The sequence below is a fragment of the Dyadobacter sp. BHUBP1 genome, from assembly GCF_050587785.1.
Lineage (GTDB): Bacteria > Bacteroidota > Bacteroidia > Cytophagales > Spirosomataceae > Dyadobacter.
This window is the reverse complement of the sequence record NZ_JBOBIH010000004.1, coordinates 477,591-499,043: the sequence shown is the minus strand read 5'-3', so window position 1 is coordinate 499,043 and position 21,453 is coordinate 477,591. Positions and strand designations below refer to the sequence as shown.

The window sequence follows — 21,453 nt, the reverse complement described above, 5'->3', positions numbered from 1 at the left end:
CTATCGCCAGCGCCAAAACACTCTTCTATTTTATTTATACTATTTTTTCATCACATAATTAAACAAATACAGTATTTGTTCAGTCATTCTTGACTTTTCATGTCATAAACTCCCCTTAACCCGTCTCGCAATCCAGATTATGATATTGTTAAATAGCAATGCATGGCCGCCGTAAATAATGCGGATTGACCAATTTTGTCGCCTCAAAACCGGAACTAACTCAATTCATTCACCATACCCAAAATCTACACCCATATGTATCGATGTAACGAAAGGTGGCCGCTCGGTGCGGGAACCTTACAAAAATCGATTGCCCATGCGGCGCTGCTCGCGATCATCGGCGGCACGAGCTGGGCAAACCCGACTCCCGATCCTAAAACCGGCATTCTATCCGGTAACGTACACAAGAGCATTGTGAAGGCCGACCGCCAGATCAAAGGTCGCGTAACCGACGGCGATACCCCCAACGGTATCCCTGGCGTGAACGTGGTTATCAAAGGCACCCAGGCAGGTACGGTCACCGACGCAAATGGCAACTATACTCTCGAAATTCCGGAAGGTGGCGCCGTGCTGGTGTTCTCCTATGTAGGTTACACAAGCCAGGAAGTTGCGACCGGCACACGGTCGACCATTGACATTGCATTGAAAGCCGACAGTAAATCGCTGAACGAGGTAGTAGTGGTTGGATATGGTACGCAAAAGAAGGTAAACCTGACCGGCGCCGTTGATCAGGTGGGACAAGAAGTGCTGCAAAACCGGCCCGTTCCCAATCTCGCGCAAGGCCTGGTGGGCGTCGTACCTAACCTGAACATCCGGATGTTCGACGGCAAGCCTACGCAGTCGCCCCAGTTCAACGTCCGTGGTACGACCTCCATTGGCCAGCAAGGAAGCGCACTGGTACTGATCGACGGGGTGGAAGGTGACCCGCGTATGCTGAACCCGCAGGATATCGAGAGCATTTCGGTACTCAAAGATGCGGCTTCGGCCTCCATTTACGGTGCCCGTGCGGTATTCGGGGTGGTATTGATTACTACAAGGCCAGCGCCTGAAGGTAAAATGCGGGTTTCCTATTCGGCCAACTACTCTATTAAAGCGCCAACGGAAGTACCCGACAATATCGTGGATTCCTATCCATGGGCTCAGGGTTTCAGCGATGCATGGTCACGCTGGAATGACAACGGCAACACGCCGACGGCCATCAACAAAACTATCGCATTCTCCCCTGCCTACCTGGCGGAGATCAAGCGGAGATACGAAGATCCGTCGCTGCCCCGCGTGGAAGTGAACCCTACAACGGGAGAGTATCAATACTATTACAGTACTGACTGGTACAAAGAGCTTTACAAGAAAAACCTTAGCGCACAAGACCACGCATTGTCTATTGCCGGCGGCACCGACAAAGCGACGTACCTGCTGAGCGGACGCTTTAACAATCAGGACGGTTTGTTCCGCTACAATACGGATAAATACAGCATGTACAACTTCCGCGGTAAAGGCGGTGTGCAGCTGACCCCGTGGTTGCGTGTGGACAACAATACCGAGTTCTCGTCGATGAAATACCACCAGCCGCTGAACGTCGGCGAAGGGAGCGGTATTTACCGCAACATCGCCGATGAAGGCCACCCGCTCGCGCCGTTGACCAACCCGGACGGAACGCTTTCATTCTCGGCAGCTTACACAGTGGGCGACTACTACTACGGTCGCAACGCCCAGGATCAGACCCGCCGGTTCCTCAAAAACCAGACAGCCCTGAAAGCACAATTCTTCCAGAAAGCACTGACACTCAAAGCCAACATGACGTTCCAAAGCACCGACCTTGCCACCAGTCAGATCCGCGTGCAGGTGCCATACAGCCGTACGAAGGGCGTGATCGGCTACACCGGTACCAACACCAACGACATTACGGAAGGACGTAACACGATCAATTACCTTGCTACCAACTTCTACGCAGACTACGTGAAGTCGTTCAACAATGTGCACAACTTCACACTGCTGGGTGGTTTCAACTACGAGCGGTCGCTCACGACCAATCTGGCCGCACAACGAAACGGCATTGTATACAGCGGCGCGGACGATATTAACCTCGCATTAGGACAAAGCATAACCACTCAAGGTGGTTACCGGAAATGGGCCATTGCCGGCGGTTTTTTCCGTTTGAACTACAACTTCCGCGAACGCTACCTGCTTGAGGTGAACGGTCGTTACGACGGCTCTTCCAAGTTCCCGACAGATCAGCAATGGGCGTTCTTCCCATCGGTATCGGCCGGATGGCGGGTTTCCGAGGAGCCATTCTGGAAAGTGGACCCGAAAATCCTTTCCAACGTGAAAGTCCGCGCTTCTTATGGATCGCTGGGCAACGGTAACATCGACCCATACACATTCAATGAGAAATTCAATATTTCGCAATCGGGACGTGTGATCAACGGAATTCGTCCGCAGACTACGAGCATGCCGGGCGTTGTACCGAACGGGCTGACCTGGGAAACAGCTACTACCGCCAACGTTGGTCTGGATTTCTATGCGCTGAATGGCCGTCTCCAATTCTCCGGAGATATGTACCAGCGTAAAACGACGGACATGTTCACCGTCGGACCGACATTGCCTGCGGTTTTTGGAACGACTGTTCCAAAAGGCAACTATGCCGATTTGAAAACCAACGGATGGGAGCTATCCATTAATTGGGACGATCAGTTCAATGTAGCTTCGAAGCCCTTCCACTACAATGTGCGTTTCACATTAGCCGACTACAAAGCGACCATCACCAAATACAACAACCCCGACAAAAACCTGACCGACTACTACGAAGGCCAGCGTGTGGGCGAGATCTGGGGGTACAAAGTGGCAGGCCTGTTCCGCTCGGAAGCTGAAATCACCGAATCCCCTTCGCAGGCAAACATCCCGAACACCAATACCCGCAAAAACTACGTGGGTGACCTGAAATTCCAGAACCTGGACGGCGATAACGTGATTTACCAGGGCTTGAACCGCGTGGGCAATTCGGGTGACAAAACCATTATCGGTAACTCCGAGCCGCGTTACAGCTACGGCGTAAACCTGTCGGGTGACTGGAACGGCTTCTTCCTCGGCGCATTCTTCCAGGGGGTATTGAAGCAAAACTGGTATCCCTCGTCGGAAGCGCGTTTCTGGGGACAGTACAACCGTCCTTACAACGCCTATCCGCGCTGGCAAAAGGATAATATGTACCGCGAAGAGCTCGGTAACTTCGATGCTTACCTGCCACGCCTCGTAGGATATGTGGCGCAAGGCTCGGGCCGCGCGTTGCAGGTGGCCAACGACCGCTACATGCAGAATGTCGGCTATATCCGTTTGAGAAACCTGCAAATCGGATATACCATTCCCGAACGCATCACCTCGAAAATCCACGCCCGCGACCTGAAAGTTTATGTTTCAGGTGAGAACATTTGGACGTGGTCGCCGCTATACAAGTGGACGCGCGACACCGACGTGACCAGCATTTACGGATCTGACCGAGACCTGGGCGGCGGAAGCTCGGGTGATGGATACAACTATCCGATGCTGAAATCCGTATCGATCGGCCTGTCACTCAATTTCTAATGCAATTATGAAAACGAAAAAAATACTTAGCTATACCCTTGCTGTGATGCTGCTCGCCACGGCAAGTTCCTGCGACTTGAATGAAGTGCCGGTGGATACCGCTACCAACGAAGCTGTTTTTAGCTCGGAAGCTGGTTTGGAACTTTACGCCGCCTCCTTTTATGACCTGCTTCCCGGTACGGATGTAGGCGTTTTCCAGATCGACGACAACTCCGACCTGGTAGCCCGCAATGGCGTAGACGATTACCTGGCTGTAAATGCGTTGAGCCCGATCACCAGCAGCGGATGGAGCTGGTCGCAACTGCGAAACATCAACTATTTTATTGAAAACACGGAAAAAAGCACCGTCGCTACCAAAAACCATTACCTCGGTTTGGCGCGCTTCTTCCGGGCTCTGTTTTATTTTGATAAGGTAAAAAGGTTCGGTGATGTACCCTGGATCGACAAGACGATCGACGTAAAGGACGACGCCACTTTGTACGGCCCGCGCATGAACCGTTACGAAGTAATGGACAAAGTGCTTGCGGACCTCAACTTCGCGATCGAGAACATTACGCTGACTTCCGACCCGTCGGTGACGCGCATTACCAAAAATGTGGCCCGTGCATACAAAACACGCATTGCATTGTTCGAAGCATCGTGGCGGAAATACCATACCGAGGACAACAAGCAGGCAACTGCCAATACCTGGTATGAAGAAGTGGTGAAGGAAGCCAATGCGATCACCGGTTTCACGCTGCACTCGACCTCACCGGACAGAGCTTACCGCGAATTGTTTATCGCGAAAAGTGCATTCGCCGACGAAACCATTCTTTCCGTGGCATTGAGCGCCAGCTTGCAGGTATACAGTTCGGCCAATCGCCGGTTCATCAGCCCTACTTACGGCAACCGTCCCAGCCTGACGCGCCGTTTTGTAAATACCTACCTTAACCTGGACGGAACTCCTTTCACCAGCAAAAAAGGTTATGAAACCACTCCCTTCGTGGAAGAGGTTAAAAACCGTGATTTGCGGTTGAAACAAACCATCCGCACGGGCGACTACACCCGTACCGAAAACGGCGCGCCTGTCATTGCCCCGCCGAATTTCACTCAGACCTACACTGGCTACCAGCCGATTAAATGGTGCTATGACGAGCGTTTTCCTTTCGACGACGAGAGCCGCAATGACAACGCACATATTATCATGCGGTGGGCCGAAGTGCTCCTGAACAAAGCGGAGGCTTTGACCGAGCTCGACAAAATGACCGACGCGGAATGGACCAACACTATTGGCGCATTGCGGAAGCGCGCAGGGATCACCGGCGCAACATTGACGAGCCTTCCTACGACAGCCGATCCTTATATGGTAGCGTTCTTTGACGGGAAGTTTACCAATGCGGTGCTGCTCGAAGTACTGCGTGAAAGAGGTACGGAAATGGTCTTCGAAGGCCTCCGCCCCGACGATCTGAGAAGATGGAAACTGGGAAACCTGTTTCAGAGCGCACCGATGAACGGCATGTACGTCCCCGCCCTCGGCGAATACGATCTGAATGGCGACGGGAAGAACGACGTGTATTTCTACCAGGGTACCAAACCCACTTCCACCACGCCAGGTATCGCATTTGTGGACGTGAGCCCCTCGACTGCCGTAGGCCGCATCCAGCTATCGAAAGGCACCTCCGGCGAAGTAATGTGGAATCCCGGGCAACGCGAATGGGCGGATAAAAAATACCTCTATCCCATTCCGGAACCTGATCGCATCAGAAACCCTGCCCTGGGCCAGAATCCGGGGTGGTAGGGTGCCGTGTTGTTAGGAATTGTCAGAAGTAGTCATATGTTGTCATGTATTGTCAGATGTAGTCATGAATTGCCAGTCATTGTCAGATCTGGTCATGACTAGTCATATAGTGACTGCTGAAAGCGAGGTTGCCGCCACGGCAACCTCTTTTTTGTTCCCCGCCAGTCCCATTGCCCCGGTCTTTAGCCCGGGGGGATAAAAAATAAGATTGTTAATTCTAAAAATATTTTACATACAAAACATGATTTTATGTTTTAATAATACATACATTTAATGAATTAATAGACTAAAAGACTGTCAACCAGATGAAAGGAACCAACCTTGGCGAGTTTGAAGAACTTGTATTGCTTACTATTGCGGCGCTCGCTGCCGAGGCGTACAGTGTGGCGATTTGTGATGAACTGGAAAGGTATACCGGCCGTTCCGCCAAGCTCGGTGTGGTACATGCCGTGCTCAACAGGCTGGAAGAAAAAGGACTGGCTAAAAGCCACCTGGGCGATGCCAGTGCCACACGGGGAGGCAAACGGAAACGCTTCTATGAAGTGACGCATGCGGGTAAGGTAGCGCTTACGCGCGCGAAGGAGCTGCGCGAGGCCATCTGGCGGAATATCCCCGGTTTTAACCTGGAAGGCTCGATATGAACAAGGATCCGCAACCTCCGCAATGGGCCATGGCTTTCCTGAGGTGGTATTGCCGGCCCCGGCTGCTCGAAGATCTGGAAGGCGATCTCTACGAGTATTTTATCCGGAATGTGCGCCGGAAAGGCCTTCGTTATGCACGACTGGTCTATTGGCTCGATGTAATCAAGTTCCTAAGGCCTTATACCATCCGCAAAATAGAACCTCTCACTTTTCTAACGCATTTCATGATGATCGGCAGCTATTTTAAAACTTCGAGACGTAACCTCGTCCGCAACAAACTCTTTTCATTCATCAACGTCGTCGGCCTTGCCGTGAGCATGTCCGTCGGGTTGCTGGTGATTGCCATAGTGAATGACCTGCGCTCTTATGATGATTTTCATGACAAGAAGGACCGCATTTACCGGGTTATTACCCAGCATCAAAACGACAGCAAGCCGCCGATGGACCTGGCGTCGACCTCCATCAGGACGGCCCAAAGGCTTGCCGGCGACGTTCCGGGCGTAGAAAATTTTACAATGTTGCGGAATGGCTTCTCCGGGGATGCCAGGGTGGGGCAAAACACTTTCCCCCTCGAGGGCACCTGGGCCGATCCGTCATTTTTCAAGATATTTACCTTTCCACTCGTCGCAGGCGATCCGGCAACGGCCCTCCAAGAGCCCTACTCGCTGGTTTTGACAGAAAAAACGGCAAAGCGGCTGTTCGGCAGTACCCAGGTTTTAGGCAAAACTGTACGCTTCGATACGCTCGACTACCAGATTACGGGCGTCGCCAAAGATGTTCCGCACCTTTCCCACATCCATTTCGATGCCCTTCTGTCGTTCGCCAGCTGGGACGCAACGATAGGCAAAAAGCAGAATGAATTTTATGATTGGGGTAATGTATGGTCCAACTATACCTACATAACCCTCTCCCGAAACGGCAGCGCGGCAGGCGTGCAGCGGGTACTCAATCAAATCAGTAAGGAAGAAAACAAGGCCTTGCTACACAAAAAAGTGACATTGTCGCTCCAACCGTTGAAGGATATCGCCCTTGGCCGGAAGCTGTCCAACAATATGGGGCCGCGCATGGAGCCCCTTACGCTCTGGATATTGGGCGGACTGGCTTTTGTGATCATTTTGTCGGCTTGCTTCAACTATACCAATTTGTCGGTCGCACGGTCGCTCAGGCGCTCGCGCGAGGTGGGTGTACGTAAGATCATAGGCGCACGCAGGAGCCACGTTTTGGGACAATTCATGACCGAAGCAGTGCTGATCTCCTTCCTCGCCCTAGTCTTTTCTTTCGGTTTGTACCTGCTTTTACGACGTGAATTCCTGGCGCTCGACCCGCATATTCCCGAAATATTCAAACTCGGCCTTTCAATTCGGTCCGTACTTTCATTTATCGCGCTGGCAATCATTACCGGCCTGGTCGCAGGATTTCTTCCGGCGGTTTTCTTTTCGAAAATCAATGCATTGTCTGCCATGAAAGATGCTTCCGGGCTCCGGATTTTCAGACACATCGGGCTACGCCGCGTGCTGATTGTGGCGCAGTACACCCTCTCGCTGGTATTCATTGCCACCACGCTCGTGGGATACAGTCAGTACAAAGGCTTTCTGAATTTCAACCTCGGCTTCACGACCGAAAACATCCTGAATATCAAGCTTAACGGTACCGACGCAGCGACATTGAAAAAAGATCTTTCTGAAATCCCCGGGGTGACGCAGATCTCTCACTCCAGCATGGTCACCAGCGTGGGAAGCATGTATGGTTTTGATGTAAAATATCGTCCGAGCAGTACGTCGCCCGGAGATTCTGCATTGATTTGGGTCAATACGGTGGATGAAAACTACCTCCCCATTCATCAACACAAACTGATTAGCGGCAATAACTTCACACTGCGGCCGGAAAAAGGAAAAGAAAGCGAACTGATCGTCAACCAGCAGGTTTTGAAGCGGTTCAATATAGGTGAACGCGACCCTCGGAAGGCATTAGGACATGTCTTGTCGGTCGACGGCCAGGACCTGACGATTATAGGGGTTATGAAAGACTTTCATTACGGAACCGTCGAAAACAAGATAGAGCCGGTGATGTTCCGCTATTCTAAAAGCGAACCATGGGGCTATCTGAACCTCAAACTGGCATCCACCGACCTGGAAAGCACGATGTCGAAAATTGAATCGGCCTGGAAACGATTCGACAAGATACACCCGCTGAAAGCGAATTTTTACGATGACCAGATTGAAGAGGCATACAGCCAGTTTTCCATGATGATAAAAGTGATAGGCTTTCTGGCATTCCTGGCTATTTGTATTGCTTCATTAGGCCTTTTCGGCATGGTCGTATTCACCACCGAAACCAAATTGAAGGAAATCAGTATCCGCAAAGTACTGGGCGCCAGCGAGCCGGGATTGGTATACCTGCTTTGCCGCGGGTTTATCGTGCTGCTGGCCGTTGCGGCGTTTATAGCCCTGCCAGCGACTTACCTGCTATTCGACAAAGTACTACTTACCCGCTTTGCCTATCATCAGCCCATCGGCGTCCCCGAAATGCTGGGCGGCGCATTGATTGTGATGCTGCTGGCCCTGGTCATGATCGGCGCGCAAACTACCCGGGCCGCCCGCAGCAACCCGGCAAAAGTCCTGAAAAGCGAGTAACATCCATCCGGATATGCTTAGCAATGACCATGAAAGCCGGTCCTGTTTTACCTGGCCAGGACCGGCTTTCACAAATAGAAAATGCGGTGCCATTTTCACGAACTAAAAAAATCTTCAATTAAACTTTGTATTACAAAGTACTTTTTAAATATTTAAAGAAAAATTCAACCGCTATGGCTCTTATAAACCGTCTGGCAGCTTTTTACCTGGAAGCAAAAGGGAACAAATGGTTTCGTTACTTCGCCATCTTTTGCCGCATTGGTGTGGCCATGGCATTTATCCCGTCGGGTATGGTGAAGGTGATGGGAGAACGGTTTACGGCGCTGCCTTCCAATCATCCGCTCGGCCATTACTTTGATGCGCTGCATTTGACCGGCTACTATTATACATTCATCGGCGCGGGGCAGTTGATCACGGCAGCCTTGCTGCTCATTCCCCGTACGGCGGTACTGGGCGCGCTGATGGCCTTCCCTATTATGTTCAACATCTTCGTACTGGTGTATGCCACCCGTTTCGAAGGCACACGCATTGTCACGCTGATCTTGCTCGCGAACAGCTACCTGCTTTGCTGGTATTTCGACAGGATCCGGTATATTTTGCCGTTCAAAACAGCCGACCTGGACTTGCCGGTATACAATGCGGGCAACAACAAATTTCCGTTCGCATTCTTCGGCCTGGTGATTACCATCGTTGCGACGGTTATTATCGGCAATGCTTACCTGTACGACATCCGCCCCGGCAACTCCGCCGAGGAATGCACAAATGGCTGCCCAGGCAACGATGATCCCGAGGCCTGCCAACAATTTTGCGACTGCATTTACACCCAGGGCAAGCCGCTGGATGTGTGCTTGAAGGAATATGAAAACGCGGCCGGGAAAGGAAAATCGCCCCGGTAAATCGAATATCTTAAACTGCTCCGCCAGCCCAGAGTGGCGTTTTAAAACCAGGTTAAAAAACGGTAACTTAAATTTGTTTTTATATTAAATTAAATTATACATTTAGTCGGTAAGGTTAACAGGAACTTTCAACCACTAACCAATCTGACCAATGGCAGCGATAGAAGTAGCCGGCAACGCCCATAGCACGGGCACCGGCAGAATGAGAAACCGAATATCCACGCGTGTCGACATGACCCCCATAGTAGACCTCGGCTTTTTACTGATCACGTTCTTTATGCTCACTACCACCATGAGCAAACCGACGTCGATGTCAGCATTCTTTCCCGACAAAGGGACCACCGACGGCCTCCCCATCCGGGGCTCCGGGGCCCTGACTATTTTCCTGGGCAGCCATGATCAGATCTATTACCTGGACGGTATCTCTCCGGACGATGAAAAGGCCTCGGCCTCGCTCAAGACCACCGATGCGGGAATGGGATTGCGGAACGTCATATTCGCCGCCCACAGGCGGGTAAGTGCACTCGAAGGCAAGCGCAGCGACGACCACAATGCACTCGTGATCGTCATCAAACCTACCGCGGTTTCCACTTACAAAAATATGGTGGATGTAATGGATGAAATGGCGATCACGAAGTCGCGGCGCTATGCTTTGGTCGATTACCTGACGGACACGGAAAAGAAACTGCTCGGCGACAGGCTCGCAGAAGAGAAATAGCACGTTTACACGCTACCGTAACGGGAGCCGATCGCCCTCCTATTGAGCAACTTGCGACTTTCGTTCAATTACGGCATACCATTGCAGGATCACAAACGCAGCGATGAGCAGCGGAGCGGCGATCAGGTTCACTACGTTCCATCCCCAATGGTCGAGCGCCGCGCCAGCCGTGAAGGACGATAATGTAGCGACGGCATATACCATGAAGTCATGGAAAGCCTGGCTCTTAGCCCTGTCGCCCATTGCGTAGGACTTTGTAAGCAATGCGGTGCCGCCAATGAACATGAAGTTCCAGCCCACGCCCAGGAAGATCAGCCCGGTGGTGAAATGGAACAGTTCCGTGCCCGACAGCGCGAGCGACAAATGCAGGACGAATATCAGGATCCCGCATGTGATAACCCTGACCGCCCCGAAACGCTGAATGAGGTCACCCGTAAAAAAGGAGGGCACAAACATACCCAGCACATGCCACTGAATGACGATCGACGAATCATCCGCATTGTAGCCGCAGAGCTTCATCGTGATTGGGGTGGCGGTCATGACCATTACCATCACAGCCGAGCCGACAGCCGAAGAAGTAATTGCGGCAATGAATGCGGGACGTTTCAGAATCTCCGAAAACGGACGCGCACTATGAGCGGGCTCCGGAACCGCAGCCTGACGCGTGTCGTAGCGGATGCGCGAAACCGCCGCTACGGCCAGAAGCGACAAACCCATAATCGACAAATAGGAATACAGGAAGGGGATCTCACCGATGTCTTTGGTAAGCCTCGCAATGGACGGCCCGGCCACGGCGGCAAAAACGCCCCCGGAAACAACCCACGAAATGGCCTTGCTCCTGTCGGCCTCCGGCACCGACTCTGCGGCTGCGAACCGGTAATACTGCGAAAAGCCCTGGTACGCGCCTACAAACATATTACCGACCACGAAAAGCCAGAAGTTGACGAGATAGATCCCGAGTGACGTCAGCGCTCCGGCCAGAAACCCCAGCCCGATCCCGACCATAAAACCCCTTTTCCGACCGTATTTTTTCATCAACAGCGAGGCGGGCACCAGTGCGGATGCCGTGCCGATGCTCACTATCGCGACAGGTAGTGTGGTCAGGGATTTATCGGCCGCCAGATTGTACCCTACGAGCCCCGACAATGCCGCGACCAATATTCCTGCCGTTTGAAAAAGTGCCTGGCCGGCAACCAGCGGGAAGACATTTGCCAGAAAATGGCCTTTCGGATTAGTCATATCGGAATTTTATCATTTAGTTGTGCGAAACCTTCGCAATTTGATCGTAATGCCCCAAACGTCCGTACCTTTCAATAGGTTATTTCACTTCGCCTTTGCCGTTTTGCTATTTTTAAGCCAATAAGGAAAACAATCCGTTATACATATCCCTTCCCCGGACGAAGTCCGGGCCATCGCGGCGATCTCCGCCCCCACGATCCGCAATTTGCGCATTACTCAGTGCTATTGCGAACTTTCCACGGCATTTATCAACTGCACAGGCCCGGTTGCCAACTGGTGCACGTTTGCTACCTGGGCGTCAAAGCAGGCTGGCCAGAGTATCCGGCGCGAAGACCTGTTCCGAAGCATAGAAGCACGGCTGAACCTTGCCCGGTTGGAGGAGTTGAAACTGCTTTGGCGTGTTGCCGGTGAACTGGGAATCCATAATGGCTTGCAGGCAAAATTGCACGACATTATCCGCAACACCTGGCCGACGGGCATTATACAGAAGCAGTTATACGGAAATTCATTTCCTTATTTAAGATATTACAAAAAAAAAAATTAAACGTACGAAATTTAGGGAGCTATTTCTTAATAGGTATGAGAATTCCCAGGTGCATTGAAATGCCTTTATTATACAAATCTGAACCCGCTGTCATTCTTCTCAATCCAAAATGATATCTCGCTTCTGTAAATATCCGTCCAAATTGTAATGGATAAGCCACCCCGGCGCCACCTGCCAAACCAAAATCAAATGTGCGGTAACCGTTGGGTTGCCTCATATCGTATTCGGTATAACTATCTTCTATTAATACCCCATCCTTGTAACTACGGGAAGTTGATTTTATTTCCTGTGGCCCTAAGCCGAATCGAAATTCGGGTCCCAGCGAAATAATACCTTCAAATTTACCCAACCGTGGTTTATATTGAAACAGCAAAGGAACCTCCACATAGCCCAGTAAGATTTTTCCAAAAACGTGGGTTCTTTGCCGGGCACTATCCAGGTTCCATTGCCCATCAATATCAAACTTTGAGCCGCGTTGTGAAAACCCAGGTTCTATTTGCAGGCTAAAATTTCTGCTGAAAGGAATATTGATTAACAATGCTGCATTCAACCCGGCTTTCGAATCAAACTTAACCGGGCGCGGCGCTCTGAAATTGGAGAGATTGACACCGCCCCGGAGCCCTACACTAATTTGAGAAAATGCGTTGCTGTAAAGAAACAAAAACAATGCCGCCGAAAGAATGGAAAACCGTATCATTTTTTTCATGAACTAATAGAGGTTTATGAGTTGATTTATCCCAAAACGGAAAGATATAGTTATTCGATATTTATATTAACACAAACTTTCCAGCTTTTGGATTTGCAGAAATATAGCTACCTTATATCGGACTATTTTATCATTCATCTATGGCATTCAACGAAACATTAAGCGATCGTATCCGTGAAGCATTGTCGGAGCAGGAAAACGTAATTGAGAAGCGAATGTTTGGGGGCGTTTGTTTCATGGTCAACGACAAAATGTGCGTGGGGGTGATCGGCGAAGATATGATGTGCCGTGTGGGCGAAGAAGCCTTCGACTCGGCCATCGAACGCCCGGGGTGCCGCGAAATGGATTTTGCCAGCAGGCCTATGAAGGGATACGTGTATGTGAGCGACGAGGGCATGCGTACGCGCGAGGATTTCCAGTATTGGATCAATCTTTGTATGGCCTATAACCCGCAAGCGAAAGCGTCGAAGAAGAAAAAAGCAATAAAAAAGTATAAGTCCGCCCCAAATAACACTTGAAGGCCCTTTTCAGGCAAATTTTAATGTGCAAAAACTTGCTTGAAAAGCCCTGGCTCAAATATATTCGCCCGATTATTAAATAGTATTTTTTCGGGTATGCGTACAAGGACGGTAATTCCGGTTGTAGTTTTTTCCTTTATTTTCTCACTATCAGCAGCATTTGCACAAAACAAAGCCGATTTCTCCAACACCATCAACGCCGGCCGCTTGAAAACCGCGAAAGACACGGCCTGGCATAAGATCGAATTCGGCGCAAATCTCAACCAGGGGTCTTTTAGCTCCAATTGGACAGGCGGTGGCGTCAACTCCGTAGCGCTCGGTGTGTTTTTCAATGCATTGAACGAAAAGAAGAAAGGCAAGAACTCGTGGCGCAATGACTTTCAGTCGCAATATGGTATTGTGCGTAACAAAGGCCAGGAAAGCCGGAAGAACGTCGACCGGATTTTCTTCGACACCAAATACAACCGCGAACTCTCCCCGAAATGGAGCTTCTTCGCCAACATCAACTTCCTTTCCCAGTTCGCGGCAGGTTATGAATACAGCGCCGCCACCGATACGGTCGCTTTCAAGAAAAAGGTCTCCGGCTTGTTTTCGCCTGCTTACCTCACCGAAGCGGTCGGTATCGAGTACCGCCCTGCCCCCTATTTCTTCGTAGATCTCGCGCCGGGCGCATTGCGGCAAACAATCGTCGCCGACCGCGGCCTGTACGTCAATACGCCTGACCAGAAAAACTACGGTGTCCCCATAGGCAAGCGCGTGCGTACGGAAGCCGCGCTCATCCAGCTTGTAGCCAACTTTGATAAAGACGTCGCCAAGGATGTCAACCTGAAATTCCGGTACCTGATGTTTTCAACCTTTCAGGACCCGCTGGAGATTGACAACCGCCTGGACGCCCAGCTGACGGCCAAGATCAACAAGTATGTGAATGTAAACCTGGGCGCCATCGTGGTTTACGATAAGGACCAGAGCACCAAAATCCAGTTTGCCCAGGCATTGAGTATCGGCTTCCTCTTCGCGCTCTGATCAGGCAACCGGAGCTTTCCAGAGGGTACCGTTCGGAGTTGCGTAGGTTTGCAAGAGGTTTTCCTTAGCGAGCGTGCGAAGTTGATTTTCAACGTCGCCGAAGCTCTGGCCTGTAAGTACGGCAAATTCCTGAGCAGTGAGGGTCGGGTATTTGCTGAACAAATCCTGCCATTTTTTGCTGTACCCGGCCTTTGCGGCGCCCGGATGCATTTTGGCTATCGCGGTTTCGAACACCTCATAAGGTTTAAATCCGTACACTTTCTCATGCTGACCCTCCCGGTTGAAAACCAGGATCGTAGGAAATCCCCGGACGGCCCATTGAGCGGCCAGTTGCAGGTCCTCCTGGAAGAGCGTGACGGCACGGGTTTGGTAATCCTGCTCAAACAATGCGACGTCCAGTCCGGCATACCCGGCGGCATCCGACAAATGCTCCCACCGGGTGATGTTCTTCTTTTCCAGGAACACCATTTCGCGGATCCTCCGCAAAAACACGATGGCCTTGTCATCGTCCTGTATTTGCGCCGCTTTGAAGGCTACGGAAGGCGGGTAAGACGAATGCAAGGGGTCTTCCAGCCACACATCCCCTACGATAGGCATTTTGTAATAATGGCTCACCTCATCCCAATGCGGGGCGACGTCGGACGGTTTGCTGATTCCCCCGCTGTTATAGGACCAGTCGGGCAACAGACCGCCCATCCGGTATTCGAGATCCACGAGCTGGCCATATTCCAGTTTCAGTTTCCGTAACTGCGGCTCGATCCCCCAGCACGTAGAGCAGATCGGGTCTGTGAAGTAAATGATTTTGACCGGTTTGGTTCCCGGTTCGACAATGCCTTCGATATTTTCAACAGGCGCTGACGGCAGTTCACAAATGCCGCTTTCGGTGTCGCAGAGTAGTGGATTGTTTTTCATACCCGAAATTAGCCTTCGTATAGTTTCCGATTGTTATGCATTTCCCTTTGGTAACCGGTTACCTCTTGGAAACTACCCGGCCCCATTTTACCTTTGCGCCCGACCAGCCCAGGCAGAAAATGAAGAAACAAGCAACTTGCAACACCTCAGCGCAATGCAAGAAAAAGATCCTCGCCATCAAGGATGCGATGGAGATCCTTTCGGGAAAATGGAAGTTCCATATTTTGGGGACTCTGCTGCTCAACGATAAAATGCGCTTCATGGACCTGCTGCGCGAAGTAGACGGTATCGCGGCCAAAATGCTTTCCAAGGAATTGCACGATATGGAAATGAACCAGCTGATCATCCGCCGGGTGCTCGACACAAAGCCCGTCACCGTCGAATACGAGCTCACCGAATACGGCCGGTCCGTGGAGCCGATCATCAACGAAATCGCCGGCTGGGGGATGCTCTACCGCAAGGGCGTGGTGGCATGACAAACCGAAATAGACGTTCGGTTACTTAAAGTTTTTTTGTTAATTGCCATCCATTCATTGTGTCAAATTTACTTAGCCATGCGATCATTCCGACAAATTCTCAAAGTAGCGCTATCTGCTGCTGCCTGCTGTCTGATAAGCCACACAGCCCAGGCCCAGTTAAGCCTGGGATTGAAGGGCGGCGTCAATTTCAGCACCATGAATGCCCAAAACAGTAATATCAGCAATTTCGAAGACCGCATCGCGCCCAATTTCGCCGTGGTTTTCAACTACCGGCTTGGGCCGGCATTCAGCATCCAGGCCGAGCCGGGGTTTTCATCCCGCGGCGCCACTGTCCGCCCGAATCAACCGGAACCAGGCATCATTATAACACCCGGTTCTCTCTATCAAAGGACAATGAAAGGCGTGGTCAAAGTCAACTATTTCGAATTGCCGATTGTAGCACAATACCGGCCTCACCTTACCGAAAAACTGGAAGCCATCATTTCGGCCGGCCCCGAAATCCGCTTCCGTACCGGCCCGCAAAAATTGGAGACGACCACGGCCACTTACGTAAGCGGAGAGCAAAAATCGGTGGTTACAACGACCAAATCCTACTCGGGCAACGATGCCGTAAGCACGTTCGATGCGGGCTTGACAGCCGGCGCAGGTGTAGCGTATCCGATTGGCCGTATCAAAATCTTTCTGGAAGGGCGCTATCACCTGGGCCTGTATAACCTCGCGTCCAATACCGATGATAACCGCAGCGATGCGGTCAAAATTCACAATCGTGGCGCCTCGGCGGTCCTGGGCGTGACGGTACCTATCTTTAAATAATTCACTATGTTGCCTGAAAACCTGATGTCCGCACCCATATCCATCGCAGTTCTCCCGTTCACCAACCTGAGCAACGACCCCGAAGAAGCGTATTTCAGCGACGGCGTCACCGAGGAGATTATCAATGTATTGAGCCGCGTGCCCGGCTTGCGCGTTGCCGGTCGGACGTCGTCTTTCAGTTTCAAGGGCAAAACATATGATCCTCAGCGGATCGGAGAGCGTTTACAGGTCGGGCACATTCTGGAAGGCAGCCTGCAAACTTCGGCCAGTCAGCTGCACATTACCGCAAGACTGCTGAATGTTGTTGACGGGACCGAGATATGGTCAGAAAAATACGATCGGCAGTTGGAGGACATATTCGATGTACAAGAGGAGATCGCGCAGGCCATATTGCGTGCGGTGAAGATCGAGCTGTTGGGTGAAGAGCCAGCATTGGCATTCAAGCGCTATACCAACAATAAAGAGGCTTACCAGCTGTATCTCCGGGCACGGTTTTACCACAATAAGTTCGGCGGAAGCGACGACTACCACAAAGCCATCGGGTATTTCCGGGCAGCGCTGGAAATCGACCCCGCTTATGCGATCGCCTATTCCGGCATTGCTTCCTGCTATCTGAACATGTGGTTTTACCGGCATATGCCTGCCGCGAAGGCTTTACCGCTCATGGAGGAGGCGACCCGGCAGGCGCTCGCACTCGACGACGCCATTGCGGAAAGCTACCTTGCGCTCGCACGCATGCAAATGCTGTACGAGTGGGATTTTACCGCTGCTTCGGCCTCATTCCAAAAGGCATTGGAGCTCAACTGGAATACGGCCGACCTGCATGGCCAGTATGCATTGTACCTCGCGCTCACCGACCGCCCCACCGAAGCCGAAGAAGAGGCAGCCCTGGCGCTAACCCTTGAACCATTCTCGCTGATCAACAATTTTTATGCCGCCTATGTCTACTGGATTTCAGCCCGGTTCGACCTTGCCGTGGAACAGGGGCGTAAACTGATGGCACTGGACCCTTCTTTCTGGGGCGGCCATCTGATCACGGGCCTCAACCTGATCACCCTGAAACAATATCCGGCCGCCCAGGAGGCCCTTGAAGCGGCATTGGAGATCAATTACAACGGCATTACACTCAGCGCATGCGGTGTGCTTTTCGGATTATCGGGCGAAATGGAAAGCGCGAGGGATATTCTCACGCAAATGAACTCGCTGCATCGAACCAGCGTCGTGGCCAATTACGACATGGGCATAGTTAACGCGTCGATTGGCGAAACTGAGACTGCCCTTGCGCATTTCCACGCGGCCATCGACAAACACGAGCCGCCGATGCTGTTCTTCAAATACATTATAAGGGATTGGCTTTCAGGAAATTTACACGATAGCCGATACGAAGAACTGGCCATTATCCGTCATTAATTTTACAAATACCATATTTCCGTTACAACGTCGAAATTTTATCCTACCTTTGAAGCTTCACAAAAAAGTAAAAGTATGAACAAGGGTAGGGTTAAGTTTTTTAATGAAACGAAAGGTTTCGGTTTCATTACTCCGGAAGATGGGGGAAATGACATTTTTGTACACACATCAGGCCTGAAAGACAATGTTCGTGAAAATGACCTTGTAACTTACGAAGTAGAGAACGGCCGGAAAGGACTGAATGCTGTAAACGTTACGTTAGCCTGAGCAACTGCTTGACTCGGCACACGAAAAATCCTCCTTCCCGGAGGATTTTTCGTTTAGGGACTTCACACACTACAAGTAAGCCGCAACCTTGCCTGTTTCATCGAAATATGTAGAATAATTTCTAACTTGTCGATCATTCAGTACGCATTAGCCTTACCAGTGAATAAAAGCACCCGTCCTTTTTATCTTTTACTGTCTTTCCTGTTCTGCAATCCGCCCTGTACCTGGTCCCAGAACACGCGGTTGCCAGTATTAGAGAAGTTTCTTATCGAACACTATACAGACGAAGACGGTCTGCCGCAAAACAGTATTTACACCATCGCGCAGGATGAACTGGGTTACATGTGGTTCTCGACTCAGCGCGGTCTCGCGCGGTTTGACGGCAAAAATTTCAAGATCTTCGACGATTTCGGCAAAACGTATTCCTCGGCAATCATTGGCTCTTTCCATATTGACCCGCGCCCGGCACCCGTCGGCTTTTTTGCACTGAACGACGACTGGGAATTCATTCATGTGCATCAGGGCAAGGCAGCGCTCGACTCCGGGCTGCACCCATATATCAAACAGCACCCGTCCCTTTTCCCCAGGAAACACGAAGGACAAATCGTGGAACGCCAACCGAGGTTGTATTATGGAAACCCTTATCCAAACTATGCGGTATTTCCTGCTGGCAACCACCGCTTTTTTGTTTTCAATGGCAGCACGCTTGCATATTACAAGCAAAGGAAGCGCGCGGGGAGCATCGGTTGGACGGACGAAGGCCCGTGGTATTTTTTTCGGATGGCGGACAATCTCTATCACCTTAAAGACGGCAAGCTTAACCGGTTCTCCATCGAGTCGGGACCACTGAATCCTCGTCGCGCCATTTTAAAAGGAGCATTGGCCGATGATCCTTTATACCGGGAAGGCAAGTACATATTGTATTGGAGCAATGCTACACAACAGACGTTTATACAAGCAGGTCCGTCTGTATACCGACTCGTGCCGGAACGGAACGGCGATTTAAGCTCCGAATTGATCATGACCGGCTATGATTTCGGAAAAGAGCGGATCAATGCTATCTATTATGACGCCAAGACCCAACGCATTTTCTTAGGCACCCAACTCAGTGGCCTTTTTGTCCTTACCCGGAAAAAGTTCACTACGTTGGCCTCCTCCTACCCCAACACCGACCAGGTTTATTACGGCCAAACACTCATCGATAAAAACACTGTGTTATCCAACCAGGGCATCGCCTACACCAGCGATAACTTTGGAAAAGTCACAAGCAGGCAGCTTCCGCTCATTACCAGCAGCGTCTTCTGGGACAAATCCAGCATTCTGAAAGATCACAACGGCTTCATTTGGTGTAAACGAGCAACCAGGCTGATGATGCTCTCGCCTGACGGAGCGGCCATCAAACTCACCTGGACACTACCTTCGGAAATCACCCAGCTCTACGAAGGGCCCGACCGAACCATCTGGATCGCAACACGCACTGAAGGACTGTTTACTATCAATGCGCCTTTCACCGCTAATAGCCGGCCTTCACAGTTCCTCAAAGGGCCCCTCACCAATGTATCGTGGGTGGTGGAGCGACCCGTCGGGACGCTCTGGGTTGGTACAGGACAAGGCCTGTTCAAGGTTACGCGAAAAACGAAGCAAGTCTCGGAGGTCAAGGGATTGGCAGGGATTTACATACGAAGCCTGTATATCTCACCAAACAATGCTGAACTATGGATTACGACCTACAAAGACGGTTTTTTTCTGTTGAGAAATGGGAAACTGACCCACTTTCCGCTCGACCGCAAAGGGTATCTGGCCAATGCGCACTGCATGGTCGAAGACCGGAACGGTTTTTTCTGGATTCCTACCAACCGGGGATTATTTCAGGTATTGAAAAAAGACCTGCAGGATTATGCCGATAAACCGGCAGAACTCTATTATCACCACTACTCAAAAACCGAAGGGTTCAACAGCAATGAATTCAATGGGGGGTGTGAACCCTGCGCTGTCAGGTTACCTTCCGGAATTGTGTCCCTGCCTTCTATCAATGGCCTGGTGTGGTTCAAGCCTGAACGAATACCAGCGGAAATGCCCGACAAGAAAATTATCATTGACCGGATCGAGATAGACCAGACAATCGTGCCTACCCCTCAGAAGCATATTTCCTTCCTGCAAAGTCAAAAGCAGCTGAAACTGGAAGTAAATACGCCGTTTTTCGGAAATGATTATAATGTCGAATTTTCCTATGCCCTCTCGGAACGTGGCAGCATGCCTACCGCCGCTGACTGGCTCGCTATCGACGCACCTGTCGCTAACAAAGCGACCATTAACATTTCAACGCTGGGTAAAGGGCACTATACTTTGTATGTCCGGAAAAAGAATGGTTTCGGGATCAATAATTACGGCTACGAAACCCTCGACATTGACGTCCCACCATTCTGGTACCAAACGTGGTGGTTTTATCTGTCGGTTTTGCTGGCTGCCTTTCTGGCTGCATTTTTCTACCTGAAATACAGGATCCGGTCGGTACAGCGGAGAAGCCGGCTTCTGGAACTTCAGATCAGTGAGCGTACCAGCCAGTTGCAGGGCACGCTGCGTGACCTGGAAAGTTCTCAAAACGAGCTTCTGGACCAGATGCACCTGCAATCGCGCCTGATGGCCTCCATTGCCCACGACGTCCGCTCTCCACTCGGGGCCGCCATCATTGTTGCGGGCGAAATGCAGAAAATGATTGAGCGGCAGCAGTTCGATATGGTGTCGCTTTTTGGCAAAAACATTGAAGATGCATTGCGCATGGTGAAGGGTTCGCTGGAAGACCTCCTTGCTTACGTAAAAATCCAGGTCTATAAACACGAGCCCAAAAGCGAAACAGTGTCGCTGCACGAACTGCTGGAAGAAAATATGCAGCTCTACGGCAAGAACACAAAAATCAATTCCAATACATTCCTGAACCTGATACCCACCGATACTTTCATCGAAACCCATCAGCAACTGCTCAAAATCGTGATCCATAACATCATCGACAATGCCAACAAATACACCGACAGTGGGGAGATCAGGGCGTACATTGCCCATCATGACAGCCGGTTACAGCTGATCATCGAAGATACCGGGCGAGGGATATCCAAAGAACTGCTTGAGTGGTTTATGGAAGACAAAGCATTGCCGCCATCATCTCCGCAGACCGGGATCGGACTGGCGATGATCAAGGAACTGGCGCCCTCGGTGACCGACCGCATTGAAATGGAACGGCTCGATCCCGGGACGAGAGTTACGCTGACGTTCCGGACATTTTCGAAGAGTACCTGACCAAAAA

Annotated in this window: 17 protein-coding genes; 14 read left to right on the top strand and 3 right to left on the bottom strand. The window is 51.0% G+C overall.

Annotated features, from left to right (window positions below):
- Nucleotides 1-255 precede the first annotated feature (255 nt).
- The 6 genes from ACQ4MZ_RS18595 to ACQ4MZ_RS18570 all read left to right on the top strand — a co-directional run bounded on the left by ACQ4MZ_RS18595 (nt 256) and on the right by ACQ4MZ_RS18570 (nt 10,241).
- The gene (locus ACQ4MZ_RS18595) at nt 256-3,576 is read left to right on the top strand and encodes a SusC/RagA family TonB-linked outer membrane protein (RefSeq protein WP_430847186.1); all 3,321 of its coding nucleotides are present in this window, start codon (nt 256-258) and stop codon (nt 3,574-3,576) included.
- A 7-nt stretch (nt 3,577-3,583) separates the two neighbouring features.
- Entirely contained in the window at nt 3,584-5,353 is a 1,770-nt protein-coding gene (locus ACQ4MZ_RS18590; RefSeq protein ID WP_430847184.1) for a RagB/SusD family nutrient uptake outer membrane protein, read from the top strand.
- A 305-nt stretch (nt 5,354-5,658) separates the two neighbouring features.
- Nucleotides 5,659-5,994, top strand: coding sequence for a PadR family transcriptional regulator (locus tag ACQ4MZ_RS18585; protein WP_430847182.1), 336 nt, complete (start codon nt 5,659-5,661; stop codon nt 5,992-5,994).
- Entirely contained in the window at nt 5,991-8,627 is a 2,637-nt protein-coding gene (locus ACQ4MZ_RS18580; protein WP_430847180.1) for an ABC transporter permease, read from the top strand. Before ACQ4MZ_RS18585 ends, ACQ4MZ_RS18580 begins: the two co-directional genes overlap by 4 nt.
- A 173-nt stretch (nt 8,628-8,800) precedes the next feature.
- A complete protein-coding gene (locus tag ACQ4MZ_RS18575; protein WP_430847178.1) occupies nt 8,801-9,523 on the top strand; it encodes a DoxX family protein in 723 nt (240 codons plus the stop codon).
- Between the two features lie 151 nt (nt 9,524-9,674).
- Nucleotides 9,675-10,241: an ExbD/TolR family protein gene (locus ACQ4MZ_RS18570; RefSeq protein WP_430847176.1), complete on the top strand. Its 567-nt coding sequence runs from the start codon at nt 9,675-9,677 to the stop codon at nt 10,239-10,241.
- Nucleotides 10,242-10,280: 39 nt separating this feature from the next.
- Here the strand turns inward: ACQ4MZ_RS18570 and ACQ4MZ_RS18565 are convergent, their stop codons facing one another.
- A complete protein-coding gene (locus ACQ4MZ_RS18565; RefSeq protein ID WP_430847174.1) occupies nt 10,281-11,480 on the bottom strand; it encodes an MFS transporter in 1,200 nt (399 codons plus the stop codon).
- Nucleotides 11,481-11,685: 205 nt separating this feature from the next.
- Between ACQ4MZ_RS18565 and ACQ4MZ_RS18560 the strand changes: the two genes are divergently transcribed.
- Nucleotides 11,686-12,024 carry a hypothetical protein gene (locus ACQ4MZ_RS18560; RefSeq protein WP_430847172.1) on the top strand — a complete coding sequence of 113 codons (339 nt, stop codon included), beginning with the start codon at nt 11,686-11,688 and terminating at the stop codon, nt 12,022-12,024.
- Between the two features lie 19 nt (nt 12,025-12,043).
- Here the strand turns inward: ACQ4MZ_RS18560 and ACQ4MZ_RS18555 are convergent, their stop codons facing one another.
- Nucleotides 12,044-12,730, bottom strand: a complete 687-nt coding sequence (locus ACQ4MZ_RS18555) for a porin family protein (protein WP_430847170.1) — start codon at nt 12,728-12,730, stop codon at nt 12,044-12,046.
- 140 nt (nt 12,731-12,870) lie between these two features.
- Here ACQ4MZ_RS18555 and ACQ4MZ_RS18550 point away from each other — a divergent pair, with 140 nt between their 5' ends.
- Both ACQ4MZ_RS18550 and ACQ4MZ_RS18545 read left to right on the top strand, forming a co-directional pair.
- On the top strand, nt 12,871-13,248 hold the full coding sequence (locus ACQ4MZ_RS18550) for a TfoX/Sxy family protein (protein WP_430847167.1): 378 nt from the start codon (nt 12,871-12,873) through the stop codon (nt 13,246-13,248).
- Nucleotides 13,249-13,344: 96 nt separating this feature from the next.
- Entirely contained in the window at nt 13,345-14,271 is a 927-nt protein-coding gene (locus ACQ4MZ_RS18545; RefSeq protein WP_430847165.1) for a DUF3078 domain-containing protein, read from the top strand.
- Here the strand turns inward: ACQ4MZ_RS18545 and ACQ4MZ_RS18540 are convergent, their stop codons facing one another.
- Nucleotides 14,272-15,183, bottom strand: coding sequence for a ClpXP adapter SpxH family protein (locus tag ACQ4MZ_RS18540; RefSeq protein WP_430847163.1), 912 nt, complete (start codon nt 15,181-15,183; stop codon nt 14,272-14,274). It lies immediately after the preceding gene.
- Nucleotides 15,184-15,302: 119 nt separating this feature from the next.
- Between ACQ4MZ_RS18540 and ACQ4MZ_RS18535 the strand changes: the two genes are divergently transcribed.
- The 5 genes from ACQ4MZ_RS18535 to ACQ4MZ_RS18515 all read left to right on the top strand — a co-directional run bounded on the left by ACQ4MZ_RS18535 (nt 15,303) and on the right by ACQ4MZ_RS18515 (nt 21,446).
- Complete coding sequence (locus ACQ4MZ_RS18535) at nt 15,303-15,659, top strand: winged helix-turn-helix transcriptional regulator (protein ID WP_430847161.1); 357 nt, start codon at nt 15,303-15,305, stop codon at nt 15,657-15,659.
- 78 nt (nt 15,660-15,737) lie between these two features.
- Nucleotides 15,738-16,475 carry a porin family protein gene (locus tag ACQ4MZ_RS18530; protein ID WP_430847159.1) on the top strand — a complete coding sequence of 246 codons (738 nt, stop codon included), beginning with the start codon at nt 15,738-15,740 and terminating at the stop codon, nt 16,473-16,475.
- 6 nt (nt 16,476-16,481) lie between these two features.
- On the top strand, nt 16,482-17,885 hold the full coding sequence (locus tag ACQ4MZ_RS18525) for an AraC family transcriptional regulator (protein WP_430847157.1): 1,404 nt from the start codon (nt 16,482-16,484) through the stop codon (nt 17,883-17,885).
- A 75-nt stretch (nt 17,886-17,960) separates the two neighbouring features.
- Nucleotides 17,961-18,152 (top strand): cold-shock protein, encoded by a 192-nt coding sequence (locus tag ACQ4MZ_RS18520; protein WP_106593716.1) that lies wholly within the window; start codon nt 17,961-17,963, stop codon nt 18,150-18,152.
- A 243-nt stretch (nt 18,153-18,395) separates the two neighbouring features.
- Nucleotides 18,396-21,446 (top strand): ligand-binding sensor domain-containing protein, encoded by a 3,051-nt coding sequence (locus ACQ4MZ_RS18515; protein WP_430847154.1) that lies wholly within the window; start codon nt 18,396-18,398, stop codon nt 21,444-21,446.
- Nucleotides 21,447-21,453: the final 7 nt, after the last annotated feature.